Raw genomic sequence first — 8,630 nt, forward strand, 5'->3', positions numbered from 1 at the left:
CCGGGTTTCCGATCTGCCAGAGGTGGAAAGAAACCCAGTTTCTGTCTTGATCTTTTTATTCACTCAAAGGCAAGTATTCAATTCGATCTTGGTATTCTCCAACAAAAGAAACTCCCGAAATCAGAATTAGCTCTGTAAGAGTTTCACCAATACAGCGCTTCGCTTATATGGATTCGTTGTGTAAGTCCTATTATATTGATGACCTTATAAATACTGAATCATAATATCTTTGTAATGTTAATTTATATTAACAAAAATCAATATCGTTTGTTTTGACCATAAAATTCCAACCAACAACCCCAATTAATAGGAGTAATTGAGTCATGTTGTCGCCATTTATACAACGAAAACTTGCTTTGGCATTTTATAAATACGATCAATCAAAAAATGGACTGTTGGAGAAAGAAGACTTACTTCTAGTGGGTCAAAAAATCGCTGATTCTTGTGGTTTGAAAGAAGGCGATCAGAAATATCAGCAAATTATGGAGACCTATGCCAAGGCTTGGGATAATTATTTAGCTACTGCTGACCAAGATGGAGATGGAAAAGTAAGTCTGGTTGAATTTTTGGAAGCTCGTAACAAAATGGATTCTAGTCAAATCGCCAAAACCAAAGAAGTAAACAAACTGATGTTTGATTGCTTAGATGTAGATGGAGATGGCACGATTAGCTTCAAAGAATATGAGGCATTTTTGAAGGCTCTTGGAGAAACTAACGAAGATAACATTAAACATGCTTTTGAAATTCTTGATATAAACAAAGATGGTTCTATATCACGAGATGAATATGCCAAAATGCGTAGTGATTATGGATCTTCAGAAGATCCCGAAGATCCATCCAGGTTTTTTTTGGGAACCTTCTAATACGGTACATGCATAATCAGTCATCAATAACCAGTAATAGCAAATCTATTGCTGGTTATACGATCTCAATTTTATGATGAATTTGAGTGATATCCCTTCTAAACCTTCCCTCGTCTATGGAGAGTCTCTCAATCTGTCAGAGGGCAGTCCAAAGATACTGGGAGAAATTTTACAAGCAGCAGCAAATACAGAGCAAAGAATAGTTTATCTACAGCCAGATGGCTCGTATAAATTTCAATCCTACCAAGACTTATGTTTAGAAGCGCAACGTATTTTATCCGGTCTCAGAAAACTAGGATTGCAACCTCAAGATAAAGTAGCTCTTCAAATAGAGTCTTATCGAGACTCCATTGCTGCTTTCTGGGGGTGCATACTTGGTGGCTTTGTCCCTGTTCCTATCAGCAAGCCCGTTAATATTAACAATATAGCACAACAAACTGGCACAACTACTCGGAAACTTTGCCATACATTGCAGATTTTGGAACAACCATTATTGCTGACAGATGCTAGTTTTGCGGCTGAGATTCAGAATATACCTGAGTTGGCGGAGATAGGAAGGCTTCAGGTACAAACAGTTGAGGAATTTTATGAGTATGAACCAGACAGCAACTGGTATCAGAGCAAACCAGAGAATGTTGCAGTTCTTATGCTTACCTCTGGTAGCACAGGAATACCCAAAGGGGTTGTTCTAAATCACCGAAATCTATTGAGTCAAACGATGGGTTCAGTGCAAATGAATGGTTTTACCCGAAACGATATTACCTTGAACTGGGTTCCTATCGATCATGTTGCAGGGCTGATATATTTCCACATTCGGGATGTTTATTTAGGATGTCAGCAAATTCATCTTCCATTACCATTATTTCTACAAGAACCGCTTGTATGGTTGGACTCTATCGATCGCTTTAAAGTTAACATTACTTTTGGCCCTAATTTTGCCTATAGCTTAATTAACGATCGCGCTAACGACATCGCACAACGGCAATGGAATTTATCTTCCATGAAATGTTTCTTGAATGGAGCTGAAGCCATTGTAGCCAAAACAGCGCGGCGCTTCTTGCAGCTATTGACTCCTCACGGACTCGCTCCGACAGCAATGCGTCCTTCTTGGGGAATGGCGGAAGTTTCTTCTGGTGTAACGTTTAGCGATCGCTTTTCCCTCTGTTCAACTACAGATGATGACTCGTTTGTGGAGGTAGGAGCGCCCATTCCTGGAGTCGATCTGCGAATTGTCAACAACCAAAACCAGGTTGTTGAGGAGGGAGAAATTGGCGCATTGCAGGTCAATGGGTTAACCCTGACTTCTGGCTATTATCAGAATCAGGAAGCTAACCAAACGTCTTTCACTGAGGATGGATGGTTCAATACGGGAGATTTGGGGTTTCTTAAGGATGGAAATCTAACGATTACCGGGCGACAGAAAGATGTCATTATTATTTACGCTGAAAACTACTATAGCCACGATATTGAAGCCGTCGTCGAAGAAGTCCAAGGAGTCGAAATCTCTTATACGGCTGCCTGTGCAGTGAGGGAAAAGGGCAGCAATACCGATAAATTGGCGGTATTTTTTAGTCCTATTGACAATGACGATCGATTTTTAAAGACACTGCTGACAGCCATTAGGGAAAAAATTGAACAAAAGATTGGCTTGACTCCAGATTATCTGATTCCGGTGGCCAAAGAGACAATTCCCAAAACAGCGATCGGCAAAATTCAGCGTCAAGAACTCAAGAAAAGATTTGAAACGGGACTCAAATATGGCTTCAACCCCTAATTTTTAATGGTTAATTGCTGAAGCGATTTCTAGAAGGAAAATCGAGTTTTTTGCAAAATTCCCAATTTCAAATCCTCAATCGACAAAAATTTTGCCTCAAACAAGGCTAACATATCTTTAGGCTTAGGATTACCACGGGATTCTCCCCTCATTCCCATGGCAATTAGTAAAGCACAATAGCCTTGAGTTTTACGACACTGATCGTCCCAGTTTTGCCGATTTTTCTGGTATGTAGAAGTGACTTCAAATTCATCAAACAAGTATAAGTCTCCATCTCCGGTTTGAATAATTCCCAGATCAAATGTTGTTTCTGTATAGGGATCTTCTCCCACATGAAATCCAATTCCCTCCAATCCATCAAAAGCTTCTAAATCTCGGATTAAGGTCTTGGCATTCCGTTTACTGGTTTGAACGATCGCCACCGGTAATCCAGCTCCAACTCCTCGGATATGGTCTGGTGCAGTCGGGTAAAATTGAACCTGTTCGCGAATCTGTTCCCAAGTTGCCCAACTGAGAATATCGAGGCGACAGAGGGCATTGTCAGGAATCAAATCATAGTGGAGAAAGGGGCCATCGAGATCTTCCTCCTCTTCTTCATCTTCTTCTAAATCATTCATCATGGCATCAAGTTCTAGGGAAACTTCTGGCAGGGTTTCTACTTTAACCAAAAGGGAAGATTTTGATTCTTCAGCCGTTTTGGGCAAAGAAATACGGTAGCGTTGGCTAAGGCTTTCAAAGGACTCTGTATCGAGAGAGTTACGAGTGGATTTGAAAAATCGATGTAACGCTTCTAACGCTACCATCATGGCTACTGGTTCTCGATCGTATAAGGTAGTGCGTAAGCCTTCGAGGGGATGAATTACGCCGAAAGAGGCTTCAATTTCTGACCAAGGGAGCAGCTCAAGGATACATTCTTCTTCAGCTAGATCGCTTAAAGGAGAATCGGGTTTTAGCTCGAAGGTCAGAAAAAAACAGTCCTGATGGAAGAGGGCACTTTCAATATCTTCCATGGTGGTATGGTCGAGCAAGGCTTGACGAAATTGTTTGAGAGAGTCTAGGGAACGGTAGAGCAAAATTCCATATTCTTCACCGAGCATTCCTAGAATAGAGACATAAAATTTCTCAATGTCCCATTGATTTAATTGCACGGAAATAATTTGATGTTCAGCTAGATTTTGCCACGGTTGAACTTGCCAAATTTTTTCAGCACTTTTAGATAGGAATGTGAGATATTTGGGCGCAACATGAGGAGTTTGTTGGATTACTTCTTCGGCCATTTGTTGAAAGAGATGCTCGATGAGGGGTAACTGGGGCCGATATTCAATATCAATGTCTAGGTCTTGTAATACCCCTCGCAGATAAAATTGAATTTCGCGATCGCACACTACAATTTTTTTGGGCCGACTTGGTTGACTTGGAGCAGGCGGCGCTTCCATTGCCTTGAGGAGCGCTCGGACAAGGGCCTCCGGGCCAGTTTGAGGATTCACCATTTCCATCGATCGCACCACCCCTTCTGAGCCATCTACCCATAAAATACATTCAGGCTGAAATCCTTCCTTTAGGGAGATCGGTATGATTCTTCGGTCTGCTTCCCAAATACTCTCTCCTGGTTGAGGTAGCTGTTGAAGACGGCGACAGGTGGAGGGGGTTAGGGTGATCATAGGATTGTGTCTAGCAATAGTATCAGTTCCAGGGTCTACATGGACTCTAGATCCTGATTTTAATCGCGATCGCGTGGCTCCTGGCCATTAAGTTTATGATTACCAGTGTAGCTTTCTCTGCTGCAAGGGGAGTTGACTCGATACAATAAGGATTAAGTTAAGGATTAAGTTGACATCAGGAGTTCAGGTATACAGCTATGACCCAAACTATGGAGAGTTCTAAACGCGGCATCATGATGACCGATGCTGCTCTCGAGCAGGTGCAATCTTTACGAGAAAAGCAAGGCAACGATCTCTGCTTGCGTGTGGGGGTTCGCCAAGGGGGATGCTCCGGTCTGTCTTATACGATGGATTTTGAAACCGTCGATCGGATTAAAGACAATGATGAGGTCTTTGATTATGATGGCTTTAAGGTGATTTGCGATCCCAAGAGTATGCTCTATCTCTATGGATTGGTTCTCGATTACAGTAATGCTCTGATTGGGGGCGGGTTTCAGTTTACCAATCCCAATGCCACTCAATCCTGTGGTTGTGGTAGCTCTTTTTCTGCCTAGAGTTTAAGTGCCCATTTTCTGTTAAACTGTGTGGTTGGTCAAATTCAGGTGCAGTTAAGCCTGAATTTGACCCAATTAATGTTTTGCACCTAAGCCGGTTATGACTCAGACAGCAGAAGACTTGTTTAATGAAGGGATTGAACGCTACAAAAAGGGAGAAAGTCCCGCCACGTTGATTCCCTTATTTAAGGATATTTGCGATCGCTCCCCCAAACAAAGTACCGCCTGGACTTGTTTGGCTTGGTTATACTTACTCGAAGATAAACCCAAATCGGCTTATAAAGCAGCTCAAAAAGCGGTTAAACTCAATCCTGAAGACCCCCAAGCGAGGGTAAATATGGCAGCCGCGATGCTGGAAACGAATAAAAGTGGAGTCCGCGAACATATTGATATAGCCCAGCGTTTGATTATGGCAGTCTCGGAATATCGCCAGGAAATTGAAGAGAATTGTAAAGAAGGATTAAGTAGAAAACCCGACTGGCAAAACCTCCAGAGAATATATGATTGGCTATTTTTGAGTTAAATCAAGGCTTGTGGGATTTATCAACGGCAATGATTAGGTAATTATTCTGATTGAATAATCGTATAAAACTTCATGATTATATACAGAATTTAACCCAATTTCCCGATTTCTAATGATAAGATTTGATGAACTCAGACATAAGGTTAATATATAAACCAGTCTGAGGGCATATATTTTTTAACATGAAGTCAATTAAGAAAGGAGTCAGGATATTATGCCAGTTGATAGTAAAGTAGCCATTAAACCCGAAACCCGTAACCACAAAGGGTTCTTTGTCCAAGAAGCTGAATATAAGCTGATGGGAATTGCTGATTCTGGATGGGCACTTATTTGTCTGGATGATGCCGTTTGTCATTATGTTGACCCCGATGATTTACAAGCCCTCATCGATGCGAATGGTGGATTAGAATAAGCTCATTCTCTGTTTTGTGAGTATCGAATAGTCAGGATGACTGTACTGCTGAATGAGTGCAGTCTATTTTTTTGTTTCTCGTGGTTTCAAAACTGCTGATTTCCACTGCTGGTTGAGCGGAGTCGAAACCAGCAGTGGAAACCAGCAGCAGAAGCGATCGAGTACGATCCTAACTCTCCCTTTCGTTCTCGATCGCCAAATTCTGGTAATGCGAATCATTTTGACACTCAGCTAAAATATGGAGTCGATCCCAATCACTATTGATCAAAGCCATTTTTTTAGCTCGACTCCATCCCTGAACTTGCTTTTCTCGATAAAAAGCATCATCCACACGGTCATAATGTTGGGCATAGACAAGTTTTACAGGTAAACGCTTACTGGTATAGTTTGCCCCTAAACCATTTTCATGTTCCCAAAGACGCAGAGGTAAGTTGTTGGTACTTCCTGTGTAGAAAGAATGATCACAACATTCCAGAATATATACATAAGCCATAGATTTAGATAGTGGATAAAAGTTAAAAGTTCATGAGTTCCCTTCGACTCCGCTCAGGGAACTTGCCTGTCCAAATATATCAGGGTTATAGCTGCACTCCATAGAAGAGAGAAGCACAAGTAATAAAATCCAGAAGTGTTGAATCTGGATATAAAATTTTACATTTAACCGAACAAGGTTTCCAGAGAACTCTGTTTGGCCATCTGGGCGGAATTGGCGATTACAATGAGGTGGCCGTGACTTTCCTCCTGTACTCATGAGTGCGGAACATCCTTCCGAAAATCCTCCAGCAAAGACACCACCATCCAATCCCGAAAATCTTATCCAGAAAAGAACGGAAGAACTGGCTGTATTTGTGCGGTGGGTGGCAGAATTAATCCGTAACCGGAATTGGTTTACTCTGCTTCTGTTAGCTGAGGTGGTACTGCTCGCCTTTTGCCGTCCGGAAGGGGTTGCCGCTACAGCACTGCAAGAGATTTTGATCCTTCCGGACTGGTATACCAATGCATTTTGGTTCGTTGTCAGTGTTATTCCTATCGCTGCGGTGGGAGTTGCTGTGGTGACGATGCCTCGCAGTTTACCGCAACAAGAGAGCGAGGAAGCTGGTGCGGAACATCGGGCGATTAAAGGGTTGCGTCCGTTTACTAAAGAGGATGCGGAAATCTTTCGCCGGTTGGAGCGCGAGCAGGACTTAAAGCGATGTTGCGAAGCATTGGAGAGCCAGAGCTTTCGGTTTGGGCATTTGGTGGGAGAGTCGGGATGCGGCAAAACCTCGTTTCTGCAAGCGGGATTGGTTCCGTTGTGGCAAGAGCGCGGTAAGCGAGCGGTATACGTGCGCTTCAGTAACCAAAATCCTTTGGAAGCTGTCCAGAAAGCGATCGTTAAGCAACTGTCATTAACCGCATCGCCGCCTGTTGCACCAGAACTGATCGCATTTATTGGCTTGCTCAAGCATGTGATGCAAGAGAACCAGACTCCTCTGGTTTTATTATTCGACCAGTTCGAGCAGTTTTTCGTGCAAGCGAAATCGGACGCAGAACGGAAACCGTTTCGGGAAGTTCTGGAAGTTTGGTATGCCAGAGAAGACTTGCACGGGATTAAGATTCTGTTTAGCGTGCGCGCCGACTTATCCTATCACTTGTATGAGATTGAGGAATGGTTGAATTATGCGCCCAGTCCCCTAGAGGTCTCGCGGTTGCGCTGTTTTCAACCGAAAGAAGCTGCACGAGTGCTATCGGTGATTGCGGAAACGGAAAAGTTAGCTTTTGACCGTCTGTTTGTGGAGCGGTTGATGGCGGAGGAGTTGGGCAACCGCGATAATGGCTTAATTTCTCCGGTGGATTTGCAGATCTTGGCATCAATGTTAAATCGGGAAAGCGTTGCCGAGCTGCGGGGGTTTAACGAGCGAACGTTGCAGAAGTTGGGCGGGATTGAGGGCTTGTTGCGGCGCTATTTAGAGGAGGTTATTGCCAGCAAAACTACGGCACGCCAACGGGAAATTTTGGTGAAAGTCTTGTTAGCGCTGACGGATATGGAGCGACAAGTGCGCGGCGAGGTGCTAACCATTGCCCAATTGCAGCAGAAACTAAAAGATACGGCAAAACCGAGGGAAGTTTACAACGCAACGATTTGGTTAGCGCGAGGCGAGGTGCGCTTGCTTTCTCCGGTGGAGCAAGAGGGAAGTCAGGGCTACGAGTTGGCCCACGAGCGCACGATTCCGGCTTTGTTGCAACTGTCGGGAACACAGCTCACGGAAGCTGATAAAGCCAATCGCTTATTGGATAAGCGGGTGAATGAATGGTTGGGAAGCAGTCGCCATCCTCGCTATTTATTCGATATTGGAGAGTTATTTCTGTTGCGGCGACAGAAGGCTTATTTGATTTGGGGCGCGAAACAACGAGCCAAAGGGAAGCTGATTGGTAAAAGCTGGCAACGGTTGTATCGCTGGATGGCAGTGGTTATCTTAGCTGGGGTATTGGCTCTGGGAACTTGGAGTGGATTGGAATACACGAAAGCCGGACAACTTTGGCAGATGCGGCGAGATATTGTTTGGTATAGCCGAGGTAGCGATCGTAAGACAGCAATGGCGGCTGGGGCATTGGCAGCAAATGGGCACTTTCGACAAGCATTGCAACTGGCTGAGGCGATCGATAATTCTGAAGCCAAAGCCGATGCCTTAAGGGCGATCGCCCAAGCTACTGGAAACCTAGAAAAAACAGACGAAGCCGTCGCCCTACTCACACAAGCCTTTGCTGCTGCCGAGACTCTCGATGATTCTTTCTACAAAGCCGATGCCTTGAGTGCGATCGCCTACGCTACTGGAAACCTAGAAAAAACAGACGAAGCCGTT

The 8,630-nt window shown here is 43.9% G+C and carries 8 protein-coding genes; 6 read left to right on the forward strand and 2 right to left on the reverse strand.

The window, feature by feature from the left end; all coding sequences use genetic code 11:
- Positions 1–323 precede the first annotated feature (323 nt).
- Positions 324–863, forward strand: coding sequence for an EF-hand domain-containing protein (locus tag AC3A14_RS13585; protein WP_318733480.1), 540 nt, complete (start codon positions 324–326; stop codon positions 861–863).
- A gap of 73 nt (positions 864–936) precedes the next feature.
- On the forward strand, positions 937–2,637 hold the full coding sequence (locus AC3A14_RS13590; protein ID WP_318733478.1) for an AMP-binding protein: 1,701 nt from the start codon (positions 937–939) through the stop codon (positions 2,635–2,637).
- Positions 2,638–2,666: 29 nt separating this feature from the next.
- Here the strand turns inward: AC3A14_RS13590 and AC3A14_RS13595 are convergent, their stop codons facing one another.
- On the reverse strand, positions 2,667–4,298 hold the full coding sequence (locus AC3A14_RS13595; RefSeq protein ID WP_318733476.1) for a DUF6930 domain-containing protein: 1,632 nt from the start codon (positions 4,296–4,298) through the stop codon (positions 2,667–2,669).
- A 197-nt stretch (positions 4,299–4,495) separates the two neighbouring features.
- Here AC3A14_RS13595 and AC3A14_RS13600 point away from each other — a divergent pair, with 197 nt between their 5' ends.
- From AC3A14_RS13600 to AC3A14_RS13610, 3 genes are all read left to right on the forward strand, one after another.
- Positions 4,496–4,852, forward strand: coding sequence for a HesB/IscA family protein (locus AC3A14_RS13600; RefSeq protein WP_318719087.1), 357 nt, complete (start codon positions 4,496–4,498; stop codon positions 4,850–4,852).
- A 100-nt stretch (positions 4,853–4,952) separates the two neighbouring features.
- On the forward strand, positions 4,953–5,375 hold the full coding sequence (locus tag AC3A14_RS13605) for a tetratricopeptide repeat protein (protein WP_318699150.1): 423 nt from the start codon (positions 4,953–4,955) through the stop codon (positions 5,373–5,375).
- Positions 5,376–5,589: 214 nt separating this feature from the next.
- Positions 5,590–5,787 carry a hypothetical protein gene (locus AC3A14_RS13610; RefSeq protein WP_271936591.1) on the forward strand — a complete coding sequence of 66 codons (198 nt, stop codon included), beginning with the start codon at positions 5,590–5,592 and terminating at the stop codon, positions 5,785–5,787.
- Between the two features lie 169 nt (positions 5,788–5,956).
- On the opposite strand, the gene AC3A14_RS13615 is transcribed toward AC3A14_RS13610, so the two are convergent.
- The gene (locus tag AC3A14_RS13615) at positions 5,957–6,280 is read right to left on the reverse strand and encodes a GIY-YIG nuclease family protein (protein WP_318733474.1); all 324 of its coding nucleotides are present in this window, start codon (positions 6,278–6,280) and stop codon (positions 5,957–5,959) included.
- A 256-nt stretch (positions 6,281–6,536) separates the two neighbouring features.
- Here AC3A14_RS13615 and AC3A14_RS13620 point away from each other — a divergent pair.
- A partial coding sequence (locus AC3A14_RS13620) for an nSTAND1 domain-containing NTPase (RefSeq protein WP_487779026.1) occupies positions 6,537–8,630 on the forward strand: 2,094 nt, incomplete at its 3' end.

The sequence above is a fragment of the Roseofilum sp. genome (assembly GCF_982964205.1).